We start from the raw sequence: 23976 nt of genomic DNA, 5'->3' as shown, positions 1-23976 counted from the left end.
CAATTTGAACATGCTCCAATTTCTTGATTTGGAGCATGTTCTTGTCGTGAGTCCATCCAAACGGAACGCGCTCTAGCGGCGCAAATTCGGGTTCTCGATCGTCTGCAGGACCTCGAATCCTTCGAATTCCGGATGGCCGAGCGTCATCGGCTTGCGATCGCCGGCGTTTTTATGCGCGGCGCGAAAATGCTCGGACTTGGTCCAGGCGAGGAAATCGTCCTGGCTCGCCCATATCGTATGCGACGAATAGAGCACATGATCTTCGCGCTCGGGGCCGCGCAGCAAGTGGAATTCGACAAAGCCCTTGACCTCATCGAGCCGCGAGTCGCGCGTGAGCCAGACATTTTCAAAGGCCTTTTGCTCCTCCTTGAGGACCTTGAACCGATTCATGGCGATGAACATGCGGGCGTTCTCCGGCTTGGATTTTACAGCTGCGCGTCTCATAGCGCATTTTGGCGCCGATTACGTGGGGCGCCGTCTCAATTTGACCGATAGATGAAGCCCGGCGACGCTTAGCAAAGTCAGGTTGGCGTCCACGGCGGTCGTTTGGACGATTATCGCCTCTGCTCCGAAGCGGATGTCCATCCTGAAAGCATTCACGGCGAAATGGGCGGACAGCGGCCATTGGGATCGAGCCACAGACCCACATGCCGCACCATGAACGGACATTGGGGCGACACTAAAGGCCCGGCGCATTCGTACGCGGCTGGGAGTTCATGCAGCGAAACGGGATCGCCTGTGGAGGAAACGGGGCTTTGACCTCCGACTCCCTTTAAGAAAGGAGGAGGACGACTGCGGTCTCTTATTCCTTCAGCGTTTTTGGACCGCTGACGAACGGGCTGTCCCGAAGATAAAATCGTAGGAGACGGTTCGCGTCCCGAGAAATGCCGATCCTAATGCTCTGCCCGATTTCGCCGGCTTCGTGGTCGCCGCATCCGAGCCATAGAGGGCCTTCTCGGCAAAGATCGAGCCCATCGAGCGAACGATCAACCCGCAACGCCGCAGTGAGCCTTCCTGGTCCTCGCGCTAAGTCGCGCAAGCGCTCAACGCCGCGATTTAGCCGCATGATCGGGATGCTTTCGAGTGGCTCGAGCGCCCTGATCAGGACGCCGGCTCCGACCCCAGGGATCTCGCTTGAGACATTCAGCATGTATGAGCAGCCGTAAGCGAGATATATATAGGCGCGCCCACGCTCGAGAAACAGCGAACGATTACGCCGAGTCGTCCCCCGGTAGGCGTGCCCGGCTTCGTCGCCGACGACATACGCCTCGGTCTCAACAATACGACCGCTGGCGACGCCTTCAGGCAACTCCCGCACCAATAGCTTGCCAATGAGATAGCGAGCAAGAGAGACCGTATCAATCGGCAGCTCAACGCGAGCAAGCACGCGGCGGATGGACATCGTTAAGGCGGCCAGGTTTCAGGGCGTCCGCTCGACCCATTGCGCGCGCGAAGGCCCGGGCTGGAACGGATCGCCGAAATACTGGGTCTCGCGAGCCACCTTCCCATCGATGAACTCCATGATGCTCACGGTGTGAGACGGACGCCCGTCATAGGTTAGGACATATTCGGTGACGCAGAGATCGCCTGCGCGGAAAATCCGTGCGCTGTGAAGCGCAGGATATTCAAGCACCGCATCCTCTCGCTAAATCTGGCGCTCAGCCTCAAAGTCGTTGGCGTCGGAGGCGACCCGGTGGCAATCCAGAGCCGCTTTGGAGACTAAGCGTGAAGGGGAGCGGGTACAGGCCAATCGCGGAACATCGACAGAAGGCTAAAGCGGTCCCACAATTTCTGCAAGGATGAACAAATGGCGGCAATATTGCCAAAGCGAAGCTCTGGATCGCGGTAAATTTGGCAATTTTAGTTGTAGGTCACAGTTCATTGCTAAAGCACACTGCCCGGCGTATTCTGACAAACGGAGAAATATCATATCCGAATTGGAGTCGGCTATGAACCAGGTACAAGTCGAGCAGAAAAGCTATCAGATGCCGCCGCAAGATGGGTTTACCGTCGCGCACTTTCTCACCGTCGCCGACATAGAACGATCGGCTCGATTTTACGAAACGGTCTTTGGAGGTCGCATTCTAAGCAGTGGCGACAGCAGTGGCGCGCCGGGGTACATCCAGATTGCGAACACGTGGCTCATCGTCAACGTCGGGGGCGGTCCGACACCCGATAAACCATCGGTAACGCTTAGCGTCCCCGTCGACCCCGATTCAGTCAGCAGCTTTATGAATATCCGCGTTGCAGATATTCATGCGTCCTATGAGCTATGGCGAAATCGAGGAGCCGAGTTTATCACAGAACCAAAGGACAAGTACGGCGAGACACGCTGCTACATTCGCGATCCTGATGGTTACATTATAGAAGTTGGGCAAAGCAAGCCGGGCGTCGCTTACGGCTAAACGGTACGACACATGAACGCATCTGTGGTGACCGCGTACACTCCGGCAACGTGAGTATTCGGAGGACAGATCCTCATCGGCCGCCGCGGTCGACGAGGATGCCAACTTCACGTTACCTAAAGGCGGAATCATTAGTGATTGGGTGTCCACAGTGTACCCGGGACATCATAATGCCGCGAACTCAAAGAGGCGTGGCGGCAACGCCGCAAGAAACTCTACTATTGCTGCGGTAAAGCTACTTCCAAAATTCTCGGTGAATAGGTTTCGGAGCAGCGTTGCCATCCACGTGCACGCTGCTGGCGACCGCAGAGTTTTCGGTCAGGCCGACCAAAACGTCTAGTCGCGTGACACCGCGTCCTCACCGGTTATCTTCTTCCGACGCCGCAGCATGCGCTGCGGCTGGAACAGGTCTTCCAGGTGGACCGGGAGGGTCATTCCCAGCGCAAAGGCTGAGTCGCGGAGACGGGGTCGGGGCCGAGAGGCAAAAATTGGGGAATGGCCGCTTTTCACCTGGGCCACCCGAAAACCGTCATTCCGTTGTCGGCCCACGTCGGCCACTGTTTCATTGCCTGCGTTCATCAGCAAACAGGCGATCAAGCAAGCGTTTATGCGGTCTTGCCGAGCAACGAATCGAGCAAGCCTTTTTTGTCCATCGCACGCATGTCGTCGTAACCGCCGATATGTTTTCCGTCGATGAAGATTTGCGGAACCGTGTCGCCACCATTGGCGCGCTTGGTCATCTCCTTGCGCAGCTCCTTCGAGCCGGTAACGTCGATTTCCTTATATGTCACGCCTTTCTTTTTGAATAAGGCTCTCGCGTCCGCGCAATAGTCGCAGGTCTGCGTTGCATACATTTCAATTTCGGCCATCCTTTACTCCTCGCTCTCCGGATTGGGGTTCCGCCCCAATATAAAGCTCTGCCTTCACCGGGCCAAGCTGCGGCGCGCGACGGAACGGGCAGGGCTCTGTCAGCTCAATGAACGATGCCGCAGGAATGTCCGGAATCGCTGTATCCTGCGTTCAATGCGTCCATTCCGCTCCCGGCCAAAAGCAAAAATCAAACCGAGACACGACCCGCCACCACACCGTCCTTGCCCCGCCTCACCCTCGCCTCTGCGGCTCGATCAGCAGATCGAGCGGATAACCGTTAAAACTCTTGTCCGCGGCCAGCACGACATGGCCGTGGAATTTCTCTATGCCGAGCTCGCCCCGGCTCATGAAATCGCTCAACTCGTTGTAATGCTCGATGTCGCGGCAGACCACGCGCATCAGATAGTCGATCCGACCGCCGATCTTGTAGCATTCGAGCACCTCGTCGCGCTTGCGGATGGCGGCGAGGAAGCGCTCGAAATCCGCCTCCCTGTGGTTTTCCAGAATGACCTCGACGAGCAGCATCACCGTGCTGCAGATTTTCGCTAGATCGAAATCGGCGACATAGCGCCGGATCAACCCTTCCTTCTCGAGCGCCTTCACCCGGTCGAGGCAGGCGCTCGGCGAAAGATGCACCTCCTCCGCGAGGCGGACATTGCTGATCCGTGCGTCGAGCTGAAGCCGCCGCATGATCTTGAGATCCATTTCATCGACCATATGGCGGCGCGGCATGAGACGCTGGCTCCAACGGCGATCGCCCGATTCGGGACAGAATAATCCCGGCGGCGCCCGTTCCCAACGCGCGCGGCGAATTTTTGCGCGCAAACGCCTCGCGGAGGCGCAGAATCTGCGGCTAAGCTGCTGATTTCCGGAGAAAAAACGTGGCCCATATGTGATATTTATATGCGGGAAACAAAGCGGCGGCGCAGGCGGCGCAAACGCTGCGCTGCGGCCAAAAGAGCATCTCCCATGCCCGTCAAAAGCGTCATCGAACGCGAAGCCAGGTTCAGCGCGAAAAATTACGCGCCTTTTCCCGTCGTCCTCTCGCATGGGCGCGACGCCTATCTGTTCGACGTCGAGGGCAAGCGCTACATCGACATGATGAGCGCTTATTCGGCCGCGAGCTTCGGCCATTCGCATCCGCGCCTCGTCGCCGCCCTCACGCGCCAACTCGGCCGCGTAGACCTCGTCTCCCGCGCCTATCATTCCGACAATCTCGGCGCGTTTTGCGAGGCGCTCGCGAAGCTTTCGGGCCTCGACGCCTGCCTCCCGATGAACACCGGCGCCGAGGCGGTCGAGACCGCGATCAAGGCGGCGCGTCGCTATGGCTATGACCGGCTTTCGATTCCGCAAGACAAAGCCGAGATCATCGTCGCCGCCGGCAATTTTCATGGCCGCACGACGACCATCGTCGGCTTCTCGACAGAGCCTTCCTGTCGACGGGGCTTCGGCCCCTTCGGGCCCGGCTTTCTCGCCGCCCCCTACGGCGACGCCGCCGCGCTCGAGGCGCTGATCGGGCCCAATACGGCGGCGGTCCTCATCGAGCCGGTGCAGGGCGAGGCGGGCGTGATCGTGCCGCCCGAAGGCTATCTGGCGGCGCTGAGGCGCATCTGCGACCGGCACGGAATCCTCTTGATTTTCGACGAGGTTCAATCCGGCTTCGGCCGCACCGGACGCAATTTCTGCTTCGAGCACGAGAACGCGAGGCCCGACGGGCTCATTGTCGGCAAGGCGCTCGGCGGCGGGCTTTTGCCCGTCTCGGCCTTCGTCGCGCGGCGCGCGGTCATGGACGTGTTCGACCCTGGAAGCCACGGCTCGACCTTCGGCGGCAATCCGCTCGCCGCCGCCGTCGCGCTCGAGGCGATGCGCCTTCTGCAGGACGAGAATCTGGCGCGGCGCAGCCTTCTCCTCGGCAAAACGCTGCGCGAGACTCTGGCCAGGGTCGATCATCCGGCGATCGTCGAGGTTCGCGGAAAGGGCCTTTGGGTCGGCGTCGAGCTGGACCCCGCGAAAGTGAAGGCGAAGGACGTTTGTCTCGCCATGATGCGGCGCGGCGTCCTCACCAAAGAGACGCATGCGACGGTGATCCGCTTCGCGCCGCCGCTCGTCATCGAGGAGGCCGATCTGCTGCAGGCGATCGAGATCTTCCAGGACGCGCTCGCGGACGTTCATCCGGCCCATGCGGCGAGCTACGCCCTATGAGGCCGACGCCGGCCTGAGCCTGAGATTGCAAAGCCGGCGGGTCCTCGCGGGCGGGCTCGGGGCGCCTATATTTCAAAGGACCGCCGTCCCTCCAAAGGGAGCGCGCCATGACCGCCGATCTCTCGCTTTCTCCTTTTTCCGCGCCCTACGCCCCGGCCGACGAGAGCGTCGCCGCCGCGCTTCTGGCGCAGGCCGACCTTTCGGACGCGGCTGAGGCGCGAATCGATTCCCTCGCCACAAGGCTCATCAAGGCGGCGCGCGAACAAAAATTCCGCATCGGCGGGGTCGAGGATCTGTTGCGCGAATATTCGCTCTCTTCGGAGGAGGGACTGGCCCTGATGACCCTCGCCGAGGCGCTGCTTCGCGTGCCCGATGATTTCACGGCGGATCTCTTGATCGAGGATAGGCTCGCCTCGGCGCATTGGGCGAGCCATGCGGATGGATCGGAGGCGTTGCTCGTTTCCGCCGCGGCTTGGGCGCTCGGGACCACCGCAAAGGTCATGGAGAAGGGCAAAAGCGCCCATGGCGTCGTCGCCGCGCTCGGACGCCGGATCGGCATGGGCGCGCTGCGCGCCGCCGCGCGCCAGGCCGTGCAGCTCATGGGCGCGCATTTCGTCTTCGGCGAAACCATAGAGCAAACCCTGCGCCAAGCCGCCTCCCGCGAGGGGCGCAATTGGCGCTTTTCCTTCGACATGCTCGGCGAAGGCGCCCGCACGCAAGTCGACGCCGACAGCTATTTTTCGGCCTACGCCCATGCGATCGAGGCGATCGGCGCGCAAGCCGCCGGCGACGCCGCGCCGGGGCGCCTCGGCATTTCAGTCAAGCTCTCGGCCCTGCATCCGCGCTACGAGCCGCAATCGCGCGGCCGCGTCCTCGCCGAGCTCACGCCTCGCGTGGCGGAGCTCGCGCGCGCGGCCAGGCGGCATGGACTCATTTTCACGATCGACGCGGAAGAAGCCGATCGGCTCGAGCTATCGCTCGACATCGTCGATCTCCTGCTCGCGGACCGCTCGCTCGCCGGCTGGCATGGCTTCGGCCTCGCGGTTCAAGCCTACCAGAAGCGCGCCGCCGCGGCGATCGACCACGTCGTCGCCACCGCGCGCCTATGCGACCGCCGCTTGACCCTGCGCCTGGTCAAGGGCGCCTATTGGGATAGCGAGATCAAACGCGCGCAAGAGCGCGGCCTCGCCGATTATCCGGTCTTCACCCGCAAGGCGATGACGGATCTGAACTATCTCGCCTGCGCGCGGCGCCTTCTCGCGGCGCGAGACGTTATTTTCCCGCAATTCGCCACCCATAATGCGCTGACCGTCGCGTCCATCGTCGAGATGGCCGGCGACGCCGGGTTCGAATTCCAGCGCCTCCATGGCATGGGGGAGGAGCTGTTCGAGGCGCTACGCATCGAGCGCCCCACCCTCTCGAGCCGAGTTTACGCGCCGGTCGGGGCGCACGCCAATTTGCTGGCCTATCTGGTGCGCCGCCTGCTCGAGAATGGCGCGAACTCCTCCTTCGTCGCGCGGCTCGGCGATCCACATGTCGCGCCGCGCGCGCTTCTTGTCCGGCCGCAAGCCGTGATCGGCGACGCCAGCCGCGCCCGCACCGCGCGCCTGCCTCTCCCACAAGATCTTCACGGCCCCGCCCGCAAGACCGCGCAGGGGATCGAATTCGGCGATCGGCGCGCGGTCGACGCGCTGACGCAGGCCATCGGCAAGGCCGCCGCGCTCGCGGAGGCCGCGCCGATCGTCTCCGGCCGGCGGCGCGAAGGCGTCTTGCGCAGCCTGGCCTCCCCGATCGACGGCGCAACGATCGGGGTCGTTGGCGAAACGCCCGTGCGCATATTGACCGAAGCGATGCGGGAGGCCCGCGCGGGCTTCCGGCTCTGGTCGCAAACCCCTGTCGAAGCGCGCGCCTCATGCCTTGAGCGCGTTGCGCAGGATCTCGAAGGGCAGGCGCCGAAATGGCTTCGTCTTCTTCAGATCGAGGCCGGCAAGACTCTCGACGACGCCGTCGGCGAATGGCGCGAGGCCATCGATTTCTGCCGCTATTACGCTCAGGAGGCGCGCCGGCTCTTTGCGGCCTCAGTCGTCCTGCCGGGGCCGACGGGCGAGGACAATCGGCTTTCCTGGCGCAGCCGCGGCGTCTTCGCCTGCATCAGTCCATGGAATTTTCCGCTCTCGATCTTCACGGGCCAGGTCGCCGCCGCGCTCGCGGCGGGAAATAGCGTATTGGCCAAGCCCGCCGAGCAAACGCCTCTGATCGCCGCCGCAATCGTCGCCGCCTTTCATCGCGCCGGCGCGCCGGTCGAGGCGTTACATCTCCTGCCGGGCGACGGCGAGATCGGCGCAGGCCTCGTCGCGCTGCCGGCGCTCGCGGGGGTCGCCTTCACCGGCTCGATGGAGACGGCGGTGCGAATCAATCGCGCGCTCGCCGCGAAGGACGGCGCGATCGCCACTCTCATCGCCGAGACCGGCGGCGTCAACGTCATGATCGCCGACGCGACGGCCTTGCCGGAGCAAGTCGCCGACGACGTTCTCGCCTCGTCCTTTCGCTCGGCGGGCCAACGGTGCTCCGCGCTTCGACTTCTTTGCATCCAGGAAGACGCCGCCGACAAGATCATCGCGATGATCGCCGGCGCGGCGCGCGAGCTTTTGGTCGGCGATCCCCGAGATCTCAGCGTTCATGTCGGTCCGGTGATCGATCTCGCCGCCAAGACGAGCCTCGAAGCGCATATCGCGGCGATGCGCCGGCGCGCCATCGTCCGTTACGCAGGCGAGATTCCGACCAGCGCGCCGCGAAACGGGTTTTACGTTGCGCCGCATATTTTCGAGCTTGCGCAGCCAACGGATCTCGACCGCGAAGTGTTCGGCCCGATTCTCCATGTGGTTCGCTACAAGGCGAACGAGCTCGACCGCCTGCTCGATCAGCTGGAGGCGATGGGCTACGGCCTGACGCTCGGCGTGCATTCGCGCATCGACGCCACGATCGCCCATATCATGGAGAGGCGCCTCGCGGGCAATTGTTATGTCAACCGCAACATGATTGGCGCGGTCGTCGGGACGCAGCCCTTCGGCGGCTTCGGCCTCTCCGGCACCGGGCCCAAAGCCGGCGGCCCGCATTATCTCGAAAGATTCTGCGTCGAGCAGACGGTGACGATCAACACTGCCGCCGTCGGCGGCAATGCAGCGCTCGTCGACGCGGTCGAGTGACGTTCCGCAAGATCGCGATTGTCTCTACATCGATCAATCCAGCGCCATGAACGTCGTCAATTCGCATATGTCAAAGCAGGCCCGACGGCTGACTAGAATCAATCTGCGTGAGCTCGATTGAGCTGAAAGCGGACTCCGCTTTTCCAAAATAGCCCGCGCTGCATGAAACAGGCCCGGCTCCACATGGACGCCTTCTTGTACCTGAGCAGGTTCATGTGACGGCGTCTGCTACCCCCCACGCAACAGCCTGATCGCTTCGCCGCGCTCGAACAGATTGAGCAGCAGCCGCAGCGCCTCCCCGCGCGGGCCTTCGAGGCGGGGATTCTCGGCGACGATGCGGCGCGCATCGTCCCGCGCCAAAGTCAGCAGGCTGCCATGGGCGGAAAGATCGGCGAGGCGAAAGCCGGGCAGGCCCGATTGCCGCGCCCCGAGCACGTCGCCCTCGCCGCGCAGGCGAAGATCCTCCTCGGCGATGCGAAACCCGTCCTCGGTCTCGCGCATGATCTCGATGCGCGCCTTGGCGGTCTCACCGAGCGGCGCCTTGTAGAGCAGAAGGCAAGACGACTTGCCGGCGCCGCGCCCGACGCGCCCGCGCAATTGATGCAATTGCGCAAGGCCGAAGCGCTCGGCGTGCTCGATGACCATGATCGTCGCCTCGGGCACGTCGACGCCGACCTCGATGACCGTCGTCGCCACGAGAATGCGCGTCGCGCCAGCGGCGAAAGCGGCCATGGCTTCGTCCTTCTCGCGGCCCTTCATCTTGCCATGGACGAGACCGACCCTGTCGCCGAAGATCTCGCGCAAATGGGCGAAACGATCCTGCGCCGCGGCGACGTCAAGCGCCTCGCTCTCTTCAACCAGCGGGCAGACCCAGAAGGCGCGGGCGCCGGCCTCGACGGCGCGCATCAATCTCGCGACGAGCTCGTCCATGCGCTCCAACGGCAAGGCGCGGGTCTCGATCGGTTGCCGCCCGGCCGGCTTTTCCGTCAGCGTCGAAATATCCATGTCGCCGAAATAGGTGAGCGCCAGGCTGCGCGGAATGGGCGTCGCGGTCATCACCAGAATGTCGGCGGCGAGGCCCTTGTCGCCGAGGGCGAGGCGCTGATGCACGCCGAAGCGATGCTGCTCGTCGATGACGGCGAGGCCGAGATCGTGAAAGGCGACGCTCTCCTGGAAGAGCGCGTGAGTGCCGACCGCGACATCGACCGCGCCGGAGGCGAGCCCTTCGAGAATCCGCGCCCGCTCCGCGCCTTTCTCGCGCCCGGTGAGCAGGGCGAACCGCAGGCCGGACTCGCGGGCGAAGGCCAGTAAGGATTGATAGTGCTGGCGCGTGAGGATCTCGGTCGGCGCCATCAGCGCGGCCTGCCGCCCGGCCTCAACGCAGGAGGCCATTGCGAGCAGCGCGACCAGCGTCTTGCCCGAGCCGACGTCGCCTTGAAGCAGCCGCAGCATGCGGTTTTCTCCAGCAAGATCGGCCTTTATCTCGACCAGCGCCTTACGTTGCGACGCGGTCGGAGAAAAGGGCAAGGCGGCCAGGATTTTTTCCACGATCCGCCCGTCGCCAATACTTGCACGCCCGGCCGCCCGGCGCATGCGCGCGCGGGTGAGGCCGAGCGCAAGCTGGCCGGCGAGCAATTCGTCATAGGCAAGGCGGAGCCTCGCCGGCGCCTCGGGCCCGACGCTCGCGGGGTCTTCCGGCTGATGGATCGCGCGCAAGGCCTCGACGAAAGAAGGCTGGCCCCGCAGCAAAGGCTGGTTCTCGTCGCGCCATTCGGGCAGCGCGGGGATTCGCGGAAGCGCGGCGGCGATCGCCTTGGCGAGGATTTTGGGAAAAAGCCCTTCGGTCAGCGCATAGACCGGCTCGATCGGGGCCATTTTGGCGAGGCCTTCGGCGTCGAGCACGCGATCGGGATGGACCATCTGGCGATGGCCCTCCCAAAGCTCGAGCTTGCCCGAGACCCAGCGGCGCGCACCGACGGGCAGGCTTTTTTCGATCCATTGCGGATTGGCGAGAAAAAAAATGAGCAGAATATCGCCGGTCTCGTCCTCGACGAGAACCTTATGCGGCGCCTTGGAGCGCGGTCCCGGCGGCCTGTGCTCGACCACTGTGACGTCGAGCGTCACGACCGCGCCGATCGGCGCATCGGCGATTTTCGGCCGGTTGCGGCGATCGATCGTGGCATAGGGCAGGTGAAAGAGCAGATCGAGGACGCGCGCCTCCCGTCCGTTCTCGCCGAGGAGCCGGTCGAGATGCTTTCCGGTCTTCGGTCCGACGCCCGGAAGGCTCGCGGCCGAGGCGAAGAGCGGATTGAGGAGAGAGGGCCGCATGTGGAAAGGCGTTCGGGGAGCGAGAGCTGACAGGGACGGGAGCGCAGGCTATAGTGCCGGAGCCGCGCGCGGGGCGTCGCGGCGGTCGGCTCAAAAGAGCTGAATCGTCTCAGCTTCGGAGCTTAAACCATGTCTGGCTCGCTGACGACCGGCGCGCCGCTCGACGCCCGCCGCCGCCGCATCGTGTTCCGCGCGCATCATCGCGGCATGCTGGAGATGGACATTATCTTCGGCCGTTTCGTCGACGCTGAGATCGCCGCTCTCGACGATGGCGAACTCGACGATCTGGAGGTTCTGCTCGACGAGCCGGATCGCGACGTCCTGAGCTGGGTGACGGGCGAGGAGAAAACGCCGGCGCGCCATGACACCCCGGTCTTCCAGAAGATCCTCCGCTTTCATACCCATGTCCGCCCGCTTCATGAGTGACGCTTGGGCGCAATGCTTTGGGATGGCGGGAACATTTGAATCGGCGCGCGGAAGCGGCTAGTTAACCTGCGCCGACAGCGCCTGAAATGCATGAACCGGGCTGGCGCGGAATGAGGAAAAGCGGGAACTGATTTTCCGCCCACGGGCCGCTTCCATCTGTCGCAATCCACCCGCGCACTTTCCGGCGAAAACCTTTGGACCAAATTCACAATCGTGACTGATCTCAAACGGGTAACTGCCGAGCTCGCCAAAGGCGGCTCCCTGACGCTTTCGAACCTCGCCGACGGCTTCGACGCCTTTTGCGTCGCCGATCTCACGCGCGGCCTCGCCCGCGACGCCGAAAGCCGCGCCGTGGTTCTCGTCCATGTCGCGCGCGACAGCCAGCGGGCGCGGGCCTTCGGCGAGGCGCTCGGCTTCGCTGCGCCCGATATAGAAATTCTCGACTTTCCTTCCTGGGACTGCCAGCCCTACGATCGCTCCTCGCCTAACGCCGCTGTTTCCGCGCGGCGGATGACCGTTCTTTCGCGTCTCGCCCGCACGCGCACGGCGCTGGAGCGGCCGCGCATTCTTTCGACCACGGTCAACGCCCTGGTCCAGCGCGTGGCGCCCTTGCAGACGATCGCCGGAGACACGTTCTCCGCCGCGCCCGGCAATGCGGTAGACATGGACGCGCTGGCGCGTTGGCTCGAGACCAATGGCTACGCCCGGGCCTCGACCGTGCGCGACGCCGGCGATTATGCGGTGCGCGGCGGCATTCTCGATCTCTTTCCGCCGGGCATGCCCCAGCCGCTTCGGCTCGATTTCTTCGGCGACACGCTGGAATCGATCCGCACCTTCGACCCCGAGACGCAGCGGACCATCGGCCAGATGCGCGGCCTCGATCTCGTCCCGATGAGCGAGGTTCAGCTCACGAGCGAGACCATGCGCCGGTTTCGTCAGGCCTATGTCGGCCTTTTCGGCGCGCAGACGCGGGGCGACGGGCTTTATGAAGCGGTCAGCGAAGGCCGCCGCCATCCGGGTCTCGAGCATTGGCTGCCGCTGTTCCACGACAAGCTCGACACTCTGTTCGATTACGCGGGGCCGGCGCCGCTGGTTCTCGATTCGCTGGCGGAGGACGCCGCGGGCGAACGCCTCGCGCTGATCAAGGATTATTACGACGCGCGCAAAAGCGCCTATGATCTCGACCCCGGCCGCTCGACCTATAAGCCGCTGCCGCCCGATCTGCTTTATCTTTCGGCGGCGGAATGGCGGCGGCGGCTCGACGCCGCTTGCCTCGTGCGGGCGACGCCCTTTGGCCAAGCGGGCGAGGCGAAGGGCCTCGTCGTCGATTGCGGCTCGAAGCCCGGGCGCAACTTCGCGCCCGAGCGGGCCGACGAAAACGCCAATGTGTTCAACGCGGCGGTGGCCCATGTCCGGGCGCTGCAGGCCGGCGGCAAGCGCGTCGTCGTTGCGGGCTGGTCGGACGGCTCGCGCGAGCGCCTCGCCCATGTGCTCGCCGATCACGGCCTTGCCGAAGCCGCGCCTGTCGCCTCCCTGGCTCAGGCGCTGGCGCTGCCGCAAGCGACGCTCGCGCTCGCGGTCATCGGCGTCGAGCAGGGCTTCGAGGCCGGCGATCTCGCCGTCGTCAGCGAGCAGGACATCCTCGGCGACCGACTGTTGCGAGGCAAGAAGAAGGCGCGCCGGGCGCAGGACTTTCTGGCCGAGGTCGGCGCGCTCACCGCGGGCGATCTCGTGGTCCATGTCGATCACGGCATCGGCCGCTTCGTCGGGTTGCAGGCGATCGAGGCGGCGGGCTGCCCGCATGATTGCCTCGAATTGCATTACGCCGAGGGCGCGAAGCTCTTTCTGCCCGTCGAGAATCTGGAGCTTTTGTCGCGCTATGGCTCGGAGGACACCGACGTCGCGCTCGACAGGCTCGGGGGCGGCGCCTGGCAGAAGCGCAAGGCGCGGATGCGCAAACGCATCCTCGAGATGGCCGCGGGCCTCATCAAGATCGCCGCCGCGCGGGAGACCAAAGCCGCCCCGAAACTGGTTCCGCCGGAAGGGCTTTACGCGGAGTTCTGCGCCGGCTTTCCCTATGATGAGACCGAGGATCAGCAGGCCACGATCGACGCGGTGCTCGACGATATGGGCTCCGGCCGCCCTATGGATCGGCTCGTCTGCGGCGACGTCGGCTTCGGCAAGACCGAGGTCGCGCTGCGCGCGGCCTTCGCCGCCGCGATCAACGGCAAGCAGGTCGCGGTGATCGCGCCGACCACCCTGCTCGCGCGCCAGCATTACAAGAATTTCTCCGCCCGCTTCGCCCATTTGCCGGTGTCGGTCGCGCAAATGTCGCGCATGGCGAGCGCCGCCGATCTGCGCGTGGCCAAGGCGGGGGCGGCTTCCGGCGACGTCGAGATCATCGTCGGCACCCATGCCGTGCTCGGCAAAGGGGTGAATTTCAAGGATCTCGGCCTCGTCGTGATCGACGAGGAGCAGCATTTCGGCGTCAAGCACAAGGAGCGGCTCAAGGAATTGCGCGCCGAGGTCCATGTGCTGACCCTTTCGGCGACGCCGATTCCGCGCACCTTGCAGCTCGCCTTGACTGGCGTGCGCGAGCTTTCGATCATCGCGACGCCGCCGGTCGACCGCCTCGCCGTGCGCACCTTCATCGCGCCCTTCGACGAATTGCTGGTGCGCGAGGCGCTCCTGCGCGAGCGCTATCGCGGCGGCCAGAGCTTCTACGTCTGTCCGCGCGTCGAGCAGATCGACGAGGCGGCGGCCTTCCTGCGCCAGAACGTTCCCGAGGTGAAATTCGTCGTCGCCCATGGGCAGATGCCGGCGACCGAACTCGAGGACAAGATGGCCGCCTTTTATGACGGCCGGTTCGACGTGCTGCTCTCGACGGCGATCGTTGAATCCGGCCTCGACATTCCGACGGCCAACACGCTCATCGTCCATCGCGCCGATATGTTCGGCCTCGCCCAGCTCTATCAATTGCGCGGCCGTGTCGGGCGCTCGAAGGTGCGCGCCTATGCGCTCTTCACCGTGCCCGCGAACCGCACGCTGACGGCTCAGGCCGAGCGGCGCCTGAAGGTGCTGCAATCGCTTGATTCGCTCGGCGCCGGGTTCCAGCTCGCGAGCCATGATCTCGATATTCGCGGAGCGGGCAATCTGCTCGGCGACGAGCAGTCCGGCCATATCAAGGAGGTCGGCTATGAGCTCTACCAACAAATGCTTCAAGAGGCGGTCGAGGCGCTGAAGGCGGGCGTCGACGACATCGTCGAGGAGGCCTGGTCGCCGACCATCACGCTCGGCGCGCCGGTGACCATCCCCGAGACCTATATCGCCGATCTGCCCTTGCGCCTCGGCCTGTATCGCCGCCTCGCCTCGCTCGAATCCGACGCCGAGATCGAGAGCTTCGCGGCCGAGTTGATCGACCGGTTCGGACCCTTGCCGGTCGAGGTCGAGCAATTGATGAAGCTCGTCGCCATCAAGGTTCTGTGCCGGCAGGCCCATGTCGAGAAGGTCGAGGCGGGGCCGAAGGGCGTCATCATCGCCTTCCGCGACAATTCCTTCGCCAATCCGCCGGGACTCGTGCGCTATGTCGCGCAGCAGGGCTCCGAGGCCAAGGTGCGCCAGGACATGAAGATCGTCTTCGTCCGCGACTTCGCCGAGACGGCCGAGCGGCTCGACGGCGTGCGCCAGATCCTCCAGACGCTGGCGGCGATCGCGATGAAGAAGGCGGCGTGAGAAGAAGCGTCGATGAGGGGTTAGGCTGAATTTTGGCTTCTGACCCAGAAAGCGACATTTCCGGGGGCGAATGGCTATAGCGGCTCTGCGCCCAAACCAGTCGTTGAGCCGACGGGAGCCGCTCCCGCGAAGCGGACGTCTGCATGTTTTCGTCGAAGCCAGCGCGATGTGTGGCTGCGGGACCACATGGACGGACTTTCGCACATGGCGAGCCCCGCTCAGCGCCGCTTGGGCTTGCCAATCAAGCGACCTGACGCCAATTTCCAGCTCAACAAGGATTTTCGTTGGGGATATGCCGGAGCATTCCCTCGTCGGGCGACAGGATATGAGAAACACCAAGACTATGATGATGGAAGGTGAGATGGGCGACGCGGCTTCGCCCTCGCTTCGGTCGGAATTTCTCAACCGCCGGTCGTTTCTGTTCGGCTCCGCCGTCAGTCTCGGCGCGCTCGGGCTCGCCGGTTGCGCGACCGACGATGCGGCCCTCATGGCGGCGGCGAAGCTTTACGGGCCCGTGCCCGACAAGAAATTCCCGATCCCGGCGGTCGACGTCGCCAAGCTCGATCCGAAATATGTTCGCCGGACGGTGCGCTACGACAGCAAGGAAGCGACCGGCACGATCATCATCGATCCCGCCAACTACTATGTGTACCGCATCGAAGGCGAGGGAAACGCCACCCGCTACGGCGCCAACGTTCCCCGCAAGGGCTTCCTGTGGAACGGCGACGCTTACGTCGGGCGCAAGGCGGAATGGGCGACCTGGACCCCGCCCAAGGAGATGATCCAGCGCCAGCCGGAAGCGCGCAAATATGCCGGCGGCATGCCGGGAGGCCTCGACAATCCGCTCGGCGCCCGCACGCTCTATCTTTATCAGAACGGCAAGTACACGGTCTGCACGATCTACAGCACCAGCGATCCCGAGTCGATCGGCAGGGGCGTCACCAGCGGCTGCACCGGCCTCCTGACACAAGACATGATCGACCTCTATGAGCGCACGCCGGTCAAGACCAAGGTAATCCTCCTGCCGGCCTAGGCGACGGCGTCGGTCCCCTGTCCGAGCGCGCAGACGCGCGCAGACAAAAACACGGCCGTTCGGCGGAGCCGCAGCGATTTTGGGATGCGGCGGTCACTTGTCTTGTGTCCGCACGACCCACTTCGAACGTCCGCCGCCAAATTGTTTCCCAAAAGTGGACCGACAGGAATCGGGCGATTTCCGCCACGCTCACCGTCAGGCCGAATACCCGCTTGCGGCGTTAAGCGGAAATTCCAACCGACCCACCCACCCTCCCCCTAAACATTTCGCGCCGAGGCGCCATATAGGGCTTGGCCCAAAGCTCAACTTTCGGCTCGGAGGAAGACAATGGGACAGTCCAATTTCGCCGTCTTGACCTTGACCGAGGCCGCCGCCGCACGGGCGCGGAGCCTCATCGAGGGCGCGGGCCGGCCCGTCGCCGGGATCAGGGTCGGGGTCAAGAGCGGCGGCTGCGCCGGCATGGCCTATACGATGGAGCTCGCCGACGCGATCGAGTCGGCCGATGAAATCGTCGAGGACCAGGGCGTGAAAGTCCTCGTCGCACCGAAAGATTTGATGTTCCTGCTCGGCGCCAAGATCGACTTCGAGACGGACAAGTTTCAGGCGAGCTTCACCTTCCAAAATCCTAACCAGACCTCCTCTTGCGGTTGCGGCGAATCGGTTGCGATCACGCCGGCGAGCCCGCCGCTCGCGCAAGCGCTTTAGAGCTTCCCGCCGCGACAGGACCCTGCGCTCTGGGTCAAGTCCGGGCGTGGAGCGGACGGCGCATCAGCTTAAATTTTGCCTTTTGACCGGGCTCGCCGCAAGCTAATCGCTCATGCTATGGCAAACACAAAGCATGACGATAAATGGGGGAGTCCAATGTCCATCGGCGATGAGGATCTGGGCAAAATGAGCTTAGACGAACTGCGCAGCCTGAAGCAGCGCGTCGAAATGCTCTTGGAAGAGGCGGCCAAGCAAAGCGCCACGCTGGTTCAGAGGATAGAAGGCGCGATAGAGATCGATGCGCTTGATGATCTATTGAAGAAGATCGACCTTAAGCTTCTCGAAAACGGCTGATCCTCGTCCGCCGGACTTGGAGAGGCGCACGGCGATCGCCGAAGAAACTGCGCGTCATTTATCGGTGATCTTCAGCTCGATCCGCCGGTTGCGCTTGAACGCCTCATCCCCTTCGCCGGGATCCAGCGGCTGAAATTCGCCGAAGCCCGCTGCGGCGAGGCGCTGCGGCGGGACCCCTTTGCCGATCAAATATTGAACGACCGCGATCGCCCGCGCGGAAGAAAGCGCCCAATTCGACGCGAAATGCTTGGATTGGATCGACTTTTTGTCCGTATGGCCGTCGATGCGCATGAGCCAGGGAATGTCCGGCGGAATCGCATGGTCGAGCTCGATCAGGGCGGCCGCGAGCTTGTCGAGCTCGCCGCGTCCGGCTGGGTTGACAGTCGCCTGACCGGAGCCGAACAGAATTTCCGATTGCAGGATGAAACGGTCGCCGACAATGCTGAGTCCTGGCTGGCTCCCGAGCACGCTCTGCAGGCGGGCGAAGAAATCAGTGCGATAGGCGGCGAGCGCTTTCGCCTTTTGCTCGAGCGCCGCATCGAGCCTCGCATTGAGCTCGGCAATTTTCGCCTGCTGGTCCCGATCCTGCGACGCCGCCGCGGCGAGCGCCTCTTCGCGGGCTGAAAGCTGACGGCGAAGCTCGGCGGCCTGCTCCGCTAGAGTTTCCGCCTGAGCCGAGGCCCGCGCTGAAATCTGCTTCTCGGCGCCGAGCCTCTCTTCCGCGCTGGCGATGCGCAATTCCGGCGCCGCCCCGTCTTCTTTCCCTCGATCGACATAGGCTTGCAATCGAGCCCTGTCTTGCTCGGCGGCCGCGAAGCTCGCTAGGGCCTCCGCTTTATCGGACCGCTCCCGCGCGAGGGCGGCCGCTAGATCCTCGGTCTGGCGGTTGAGCGCCGAGACAGCAGCGTCCTTGCCGATCACGGCGCGCGAGACATAGAACTGCGCCAGCATGAAAACCGACAGCAGAAAAATCATGCCGAGAAGCAGGGCCGACAAGAGATTGACGAGGCCCGGCCAATAATCGATCGGGCGGAGCGGCCGCTTGGCTTTGGCGAGCGCCATCAGATTTGCCTCGGCAAAGCGGGACGAGGAAAAGCGGGAATCGGCTTTCCGTCGATGTCCCGCGCGAAGCAATGAGTTATTCGGCGGCGCATTCCGCGCGATCCTTCAATTCCGCCGAAAGGCTTTCCAGAACGGCCTTGAGCTCTCGCTTCTGCTCAGCTTCCGCCTCGACCCAGTCGCGGAGCATCTGCTGTTCCGCGCGCATGTGCTGAACCAAAGCCTGAACGCCCTCGGCGAGATTGGCGACCGCGATCATCGTCGAGCGGACATGCGTCTGGTCCGCGCTGGCGGCGATTTTCTCGAGCGCCGCGCGGAGCTCCCCCGGCAGCCCGTCGAGCCCTGCGAGCACATCCGACGCCGCCGCGGCCGCCGCGGCCTCTGTCAGCCGGTCTTCCAATTCGCAGAAAAAGCGGCTTTGCGCCTGGCCAGCCTGCAGATCGAGAAAGCCCAGCGCCAGAGATCCGGCGAGGCCGAAAAGGGCGGAGGCGAAGGAAAGCGCCATGCCGGCGATCGGCGCCGAGACGCCAGCCTTGAGATCCTCGAACATGGCGGCGGCGTCGCCTTCCGCCTGCAAGGACTTGAGGGCGCCGCCGATAGAGCCCGCGCTCTGGAGGAGGCCCCAAAAGGTCCCGAGCAGGCCGAGCACAATCAAAAGCCCGGCGAGATAGCGCGCGGCGTCGCGCGCGCCGTCAAGCCGCGCGGCGATCGAGTCGAGAAGCGCGCGCAGGCCCTGTGGCGAGACTCCGCGGGCGAAAGGATCGTCGCCGAAGAAACGCGCGAGAGGCGCGAGAAGCGCCGGCGGCTTGGCGAGCTTAGTCTCGCGGCGCAGCAGCGCATTGGCGAAGGCGGTTTCGCGATAAAGGCCGGCGACCTGCATCAGCGTGAGGACGGCGCCGAGGCCGAACAAGACCATGATCAGGCCATTGAGCGCGGGATTGGCCCAAAAGGCCGGGGCGATGCGGCTGTGGAAGATCAGCGCCGAGACGCCGACAAGGATCAAAAAGGCGATCATCCGCGCAAGGTAGAGCGTGGGCGAAGAGAGCCGGCCGATGTCGTCATTCGCCATGGGGAGCGTCCGGGGCGTCAAGCCTTGATTGTGAGATCGCCTCGAACGCCGCGCGCGGCTTTGGGTTTCGTGGCGGCCGGAGGCCGTCGCAGACGGTTTCCACGACGAATCATGATTGTGCCGAGGCCAAAGCTATTTGCAAGGCTCCGCGTCAGATGTTCCACCGGCTTTTGCGCCGGCCATGGCGGATTTCAGCTCAGCCGAGCGGACCGTGCGACAGGATTTCGGGATCGGTCAAGCCGTGGAGCCGATGTGCGGCGGCATGGGCGAAGCGCAAGAGCATGGCGCGGCGGGAGGCGGGGGCGAGCTTGTGCTCGGGCGCCTCGCGCAGAATTTCCGCGCCATAGCCGTCGGCGAGGATGAGGCCGGCGTCTTCCGGCATGATCTCGACCGGCACGGATTCAGGGATGGCGAAAAAGAGCCGGTCGCAATGGGCCCGATAGGCCGGCCATTTCTGATCGGCGCGGAAATCGGCGATCGAGGATTTGATCTCGATAATATGGATCGCGCCATCCTCGGCGAGGGCGACAAGGTCGGCGCGCCGCCCGGAGAGCAACGGCAGTTCGGTGACGGTCGAGAATCGGAGCCGGCGCAAGAGCCGCCGCGTTCCCCGCGCGACACGAAGCGCCGTCTCGGACTGGCGGCCATCCTGCGGCGGGAGAGGGAAAGCGAGTTGAGGCAAAAGAGTCGAGCGCCATCTCATGAAGCGAGGATGGAGCAGCAAGCCTGCGCCGAGCTTGCGCGTCAAGGGCGATGGCGCGAGCCTTGTCCGATTTGGCGCGCCGACCGGACCAATATGTTTCCCGTGAAACAGGGTTATTTTTTGGGTTTCGCTACTGGCTGAGCGGGCGCGGGAGAAGGGGCGGCTTGGGCGAACTCGTCTGCGATCCGTTGCAGCGCGGCTTTGTCCTCGTCGCTGAGCTTGGCGGCGGCGGGGCAGGTTTTCGGGTCGAGAAAGGCCTTGGCGAACTGCGCAAAGTGGAACGGCGTAAGTCGTCGAGTCAAAGCGCGGATGACATAGGGCGCGCCGTCGGGATTGCATCCAGCTTCGCGCCAGGCTTTGGTAGCAACTTGATCAAAATTTTCGCGGGACGGTGGACGTTTGGCTTGATCGCGCCACCAATCCGCAATCTTGCCGTCATTTCCGTTGGCGACTTTGGGGTCGGCGCTCTCGAAGCGCTTCAGGGCGGCATCTTTTAACACGCCGTCGGGCGTGCCTGTAATCTCTTTCTTCAGCGCCTCGAAATGCTCTTGGCTGAGCGGCTGAAGCTCCGCGAGATCGAGCGACGCGCCCTGAATCGACGCGACATTGAGCGACGCGCCCTGAAGCTGCGCGAATTCGAGCGACGCCCCCTGAAGCTTGGCGCCGTCAAAATCCGCCTTGCGCAAATCCGCGTGATCGAAAATCGCGCCGCGAAGATCGCGCCCGCGCAGGCTCAGGACATGTTTCGCCCAATCGAGCTTTTTCTGGTCGTCGACGCCCTTGGCCTCGAGCGAATCAAAGGCCGGCAAGACCAGCGTGTTGGATAATAGACTGCGCCGTCGCGTGACCGAGTCCACCGCACCGTTGAAGACGACATCGCGCAAAGACGCCCATTCGGGGCGAATGCGCTTTCCCTCCTTTTTATTTCCGACAGCGAAGAAATTGGTCGCGATCCATTTTGGCTTCTGCGCCCAAGCATCGAGCCCTTCGCCCGGAAAGGTCGCGACGAGGAAAGCGAAGGCGAGCGCGGCGAAGCTCCCCGAAGCCCATCCCCAATGCCGCCGGAGGGGCGGAGAAACAATCTTGCTTCGGCCGGCAAGCACCGCCGGCCACAAAAGCCACAACAGCATGAGATCGCCGAGAAGAGCGAGACGCTGAACCGTGGTCGCCCATTCGAGATGATAGGGCAGGAACTGAATCTGAAGCAGGAGCAGTAGCAGGATCGGCCCGACGACGAGCGAAATCCAGGCGACAGCTTGCAGCAGGCGCCCGAGCCCGCCGTCGCGAATCTCGCGCGGTCCCGCCAGGAACTGTACAAAAATATTGCTCGGCAATTGGCGGCGCAGCCCATCCCGCGTCTCCGCCGAAGCCTCGTCCGGCAGCTTTTCCTTGAGAAGCGCGTGATAGGCGCCGATCTTTCCGGCAAGCAGCGCGAAATGCATGAGCGTATAGGCGTGGGCGATTACAAACAGGATCGGCGCCAAAGCAAAAAAGGCGATGAGCGGCAACTCGACATTGAGAAAAGGCAGCTTGACCGGATTTTCAAGCAGCAGGTCCTTTTGCGTGACCGCGCCCGCCGCGATGGCGATATAGAAGAGCGTGAACAGATAGCTGAACCAGAGCGTCCCGCTGACCGTCGCCGCGTCCTCCAAGGTCTTGCGCGCGGCGTCGAGATCGTGAGCCTTTTCGGCGAGCGCTTCTGTCGAGTCCGGTGTCGCCGCGGCCTTCTCCGCTCGCGCCCTCGCGCGAGACAAACGAAATTCGCGCTGCCGCTTCGACATGCCGTGGACGCTCCCCGCCCCATCTTGCCATAGGCGCGGCCGCAGCGGGAGATGATTTAAGAAGGCGCTTTAAGCGCGCGCCGCCAGAGCTTCAAGTTCCTCGGCCGCCGGTTGCGGCGTCGCCTCTCCCGCCGGACCTAACTCAGCGAGCATGGCGGCGACCGAGGCCTCGACCTGTCGCGTCAGGGCCCTGCGGTCGGTCCCGCGCCCATAGGCCAAAGGCGCGCCGAAGACCAGATCGCAGCGCAAGGGCTTGCCCTTCAAGAGCGACCACAGATGCGGTAGCAGGGTTGCGTCCCCATACCAGGCGGCGGCCGGCGAGGAATAGCGGATCGCGAGAGGTTGCACGCGCACGGCCTCGACCTCCTGCGCCTCGGCGAGAAGATCGCGCGCGGCGGCGAAATGCGAGCTGTGGAATCTGCGCAGCGCGAGTCCGTCTCCGGTCGTGCCTTCCGGGAAGAGAAGCGCGGGTCGGCCCGCGAGCATCCGCGACGCGATTGCCGCGTTGGCGCCTGGAATGGAGCGCCGCTGCGTGCGATCGACAAAGACCGTCTCCTGCACCCGCGCGAAAGCCGAGATCACCGGCCAGCCCCGCACCTCTTTCTTGGCGAGAAAGCAGACGGGCGCGACGCTGGAGACCGCGAGAATGTCGATCCAGGAGACGTGATTGGCGGCGAGAAGAAGCGGACCGCCGCCGCCGCTCGCCGCGCCCTGCGCGTGAACCTCGACCCGCAGCAGGCGCATGAGCGCGCGGCTGACGAAGACCGGAAGCCAAAAGCGCAGCGTCCAGCCGCGCCGCCTCGCGGCCCATTGCAGCGGCGCGGCAACGGCGAAGCTGGCGATGAGAGACAAACAAATGATCGTCGCGCGCCAATAGGCCATGGGCGGAGGCTCTTAAAATCCTGAGGGGCCGCGCCCCGATGCGCCGCTAATAATAATACGATTAGCTTGCAGTTTAGTGACAACAGAACGTCATTTCGACGCATATTGGCGGGCGGCGTTCGTCATGAAAGCTTCGCGCAGCCATTCTACGTTGATCCTTCACGCTTTGTCGGAGAGATCAACATCATCATGTGGCCCATCGGCGCGCCATTAGGCGGCATCGTTCATCGTCCGGTCCGGCTTATCAAGCGCCGTCGCGTCATTCGAGATCTTGCCGGCCTGCCCGCCGTGCTTGGGCAATTCGGATCCTTCGAGGTTAGGCTCGCCGCCACAAAGCGGGAGATTCGCATGGCCCAGCGCCTGCGCTATCAGGTCTTCTACGAGGAAGGCGGCGCGACGCCGCAACAGGGCGCCGCATTGATACGGCGCGACATCTGTCCGTTCGACGCATTTTGCGACCATCTGCTCGTCATAGACAAAGAGGCGCGCAATCGCTTCGGCCGCATCAAACCGAAGGTGGTCGGAGCCTATCGCCTGCTGCGCGGCGACGTCGCGGCGCAGGGACCTGGATTCTACAGCCAACGTGAATTCGAGATCGGGCCGATGCTCGCCCGGCATGCGGATAAGCGATTCTTGGAGCTCGGCCGCTCCTGCGTTCACGCGAAATATCGCTCGAAGCGGGTCATTGAGCTGTTGTGGCGCGGCCTGTGGATTTACGCGAAGCACCATCGCATTGATGTGCTCATCGGCTGCGCGAGCCTGCCCGGAGTCAATCCGCTCGCTTTGGCGCTTCCGTTGAGCTTCCTCCATTATGAAGCGGCGGCTTCCGAGGAATGGAGCGTGCGCCCTTGCGCCGCCCGGGTGGAGATGGCGATCTTAGACAAGGCCGCCGTCGATCCACGCAAGGGAATCGCCGCCCTGCCGCCTTTGCTCAAGGGCTATCTGCGCGTGGGGGCGCGGTTCGGCGATGGCGCGGTGATCGACGCGCAATTCGGAACGACCGACGTTTTCACCATCATGCCGCTTGCCGACATCGAACAGCGCTACATTAACTATTATAGCGGGCCGATGGAGATGCCGGACAAGCTCGTCGCCTGAGCCAATCGGGGCCTGCCCTTTGGCTCGGCTGCCTGCATCGGCGGCTTGAGGCGGCAAGCGCCTCGGTTTTCCCGTGCAAAATCGCGCTCTCCTCTGTTTGATCTCGATTGCGCTTCTCCGCGT

Annotated in this window: 19 protein-coding genes and 1 pseudogene; 9 read left to right on the top strand and 11 right to left on the bottom strand. The window is 63.9% G+C overall.

Features of this window, described 5'->3' with window-relative positions; genetic code table 11:
- Positions 1-72 precede the first annotated feature (72 nt).
- The 3 genes and pseudogenes from hmuQ to METAC_RS24030 form a co-directional block, all read right to left on the bottom strand.
- Positions 73-402, bottom strand: a complete 330-nt coding sequence (gene hmuQ / locus METAC_RS0116060; protein WP_026607832.1) for a heme-degrading protein HmuQ — start codon at positions 400-402, stop codon at positions 73-75.
- Between the two features lie 400 nt (positions 403-802).
- Entirely contained in the window at positions 803-1402 is a 600-nt protein-coding gene (locus METAC_RS0116050; RefSeq protein ID WP_026607831.1) for a DNA-3-methyladenine glycosylase, read from the bottom strand.
- A gap of 18 nt (positions 1403-1420) precedes the next feature.
- Positions 1421-1750 (bottom strand): annotated as a pseudogene (locus tag METAC_RS24030) (nuclear transport factor 2 family protein).
- Positions 1751-1949: 199 nt separating this feature from the next.
- On the opposite strand from METAC_RS24030, the gene METAC_RS0116040 reads away from it, so the two are divergent.
- A complete protein-coding gene (locus METAC_RS0116040; protein WP_026607830.1) occupies positions 1950-2405 on the top strand; it encodes a VOC family protein in 456 nt (151 codons plus the stop codon).
- A 605-nt stretch (positions 2406-3010) separates the two neighbouring features.
- On the opposite strand, the gene grxC is transcribed toward METAC_RS0116040, so the two are convergent.
- Positions 3011-3274 (bottom strand): glutaredoxin 3, encoded by a 264-nt coding sequence (gene grxC / locus METAC_RS0116030; protein WP_026607828.1) that lies wholly within the window; start codon positions 3272-3274, stop codon positions 3011-3013.
- A gap of 232 nt (positions 3275-3506) precedes the next feature.
- A complete protein-coding gene (locus METAC_RS26830; RefSeq protein WP_026607827.1) occupies positions 3507-4007 on the bottom strand; it encodes an Lrp/AsnC family transcriptional regulator in 501 nt (166 codons plus the stop codon).
- 237 nt (positions 4008-4244) lie between these two features.
- On the opposite strand from METAC_RS26830, the gene rocD reads away from it, so the two are divergent.
- The gene (rocD, locus tag METAC_RS0116010; RefSeq protein ID WP_026607826.1) at positions 4245-5477 is read left to right on the top strand and encodes an ornithine--oxo-acid transaminase; all 1233 of its coding nucleotides are present in this window, start codon (positions 4245-4247) and stop codon (positions 5475-5477) included.
- 107 nt (positions 5478-5584) lie between these two features.
- Positions 5585-8683, top strand: a complete 3099-nt coding sequence (gene putA / locus METAC_RS0116005) for a bifunctional proline dehydrogenase/L-glutamate gamma-semialdehyde dehydrogenase PutA (RefSeq protein WP_026607825.1) — start codon at positions 5585-5587, stop codon at positions 8681-8683.
- 228 nt (positions 8684-8911) lie between these two features.
- On the opposite strand, the gene recG is transcribed toward putA, so the two are convergent.
- Positions 8912-11011, bottom strand: coding sequence for an ATP-dependent DNA helicase RecG (gene recG, locus METAC_RS0115995; RefSeq protein WP_026607824.1), 2100 nt, complete (start codon positions 11009-11011; stop codon positions 8912-8914).
- A 129-nt stretch (positions 11012-11140) separates the two neighbouring features.
- Here recG and METAC_RS0115990 point away from each other — a divergent pair, with 129 nt between their 5' ends.
- The 5 genes from METAC_RS0115990 to METAC_RS0115970 all read left to right on the top strand — a co-directional run bounded on the left by METAC_RS0115990 (position 11141) and on the right by METAC_RS0115970 (position 17261).
- Positions 11141-11437, top strand: a complete 297-nt coding sequence (locus tag METAC_RS0115990) for an FAD assembly factor SdhE (RefSeq protein ID WP_026607823.1) — start codon at positions 11141-11143, stop codon at positions 11435-11437.
- Between the two features lie 213 nt (positions 11438-11650).
- Entirely contained in the window at positions 11651-15169 is a 3519-nt protein-coding gene (mfd, locus tag METAC_RS0115985; protein ID WP_026607822.1) for a transcription-repair coupling factor, read from the top strand.
- A 343-nt stretch (positions 15170-15512) separates the two neighbouring features.
- Positions 15513-16202, top strand: a complete 690-nt coding sequence (locus tag METAC_RS0115980) for a L,D-transpeptidase (RefSeq protein ID WP_026607821.1) — start codon at positions 15513-15515, stop codon at positions 16200-16202.
- A 327-nt stretch (positions 16203-16529) separates the two neighbouring features.
- The gene (locus METAC_RS0115975) at positions 16530-16907 is read left to right on the top strand and encodes a HesB/IscA family protein (protein WP_026607820.1); all 378 of its coding nucleotides are present in this window, start codon (positions 16530-16532) and stop codon (positions 16905-16907) included.
- 156 nt (positions 16908-17063) lie between these two features.
- Positions 17064-17261 carry a hypothetical protein gene (locus METAC_RS0115970; protein WP_156898248.1) on the top strand — a complete coding sequence of 66 codons (198 nt, stop codon included), beginning with the start codon at positions 17064-17066 and terminating at the stop codon, positions 17259-17261.
- 54 nt (positions 17262-17315) lie between these two features.
- On the opposite strand, the gene METAC_RS0115965 is transcribed toward METAC_RS0115970, so the two are convergent.
- The 5 genes from METAC_RS0115965 to METAC_RS24020 all read right to left on the bottom strand — a co-directional run bounded on the left by METAC_RS0115965 (position 17316) and on the right by METAC_RS24020 (position 22755).
- A complete protein-coding gene (locus METAC_RS0115965) occupies positions 17316-18323 on the bottom strand; it encodes a peptidoglycan -binding protein (protein ID WP_026607818.1) in 1008 nt (335 codons plus the stop codon).
- Positions 18324-18399: 76 nt separating this feature from the next.
- The gene (locus METAC_RS0115960; protein ID WP_026607817.1) at positions 18400-19389 is read right to left on the bottom strand and encodes a hypothetical protein; all 990 of its coding nucleotides are present in this window, start codon (positions 19387-19389) and stop codon (positions 18400-18402) included.
- A 196-nt stretch (positions 19390-19585) separates the two neighbouring features.
- Positions 19586-20092, bottom strand: a complete 507-nt coding sequence (locus tag METAC_RS0115955; protein WP_051335864.1) for an MmcB family DNA repair protein — start codon at positions 20090-20092, stop codon at positions 19586-19588.
- Between the two features lie 113 nt (positions 20093-20205).
- On the bottom strand, positions 20206-21873 hold the full coding sequence (locus METAC_RS25305; RefSeq protein WP_051335625.1) for a pentapeptide repeat-containing protein: 1668 nt from the start codon (positions 21871-21873) through the stop codon (positions 20206-20208).
- 69 nt (positions 21874-21942) lie between these two features.
- Entirely contained in the window at positions 21943-22755 is an 813-nt protein-coding gene (locus METAC_RS24020) for a lysophospholipid acyltransferase family protein (RefSeq protein WP_051335624.1), read from the bottom strand.
- Positions 22756-22860: 105 nt separating this feature from the next.
- Here METAC_RS24020 and olsB point away from each other — a divergent pair, with 105 nt between their 5' ends.
- Positions 22861-23853, top strand: coding sequence for a l-ornithine N(alpha)-acyltransferase (olsB, locus tag METAC_RS24015; protein ID WP_245257506.1), 993 nt, complete (start codon positions 22861-22863; stop codon positions 23851-23853).
- Positions 23854-23976 lie beyond the last annotated feature (123 nt).

Origin of the sequence: Methylocapsa acidiphila B2, assembly GCF_000427445.1 — a bacterium.
GTDB classification, from domain to species: Bacteria; Pseudomonadota; Alphaproteobacteria; order Rhizobiales; family Beijerinckiaceae; genus Methylocapsa; species Methylocapsa acidiphila.
Note: the sequence above shows the minus strand (reverse complement) of the source record. Positions and strands in the feature narration are given on the sequence as shown.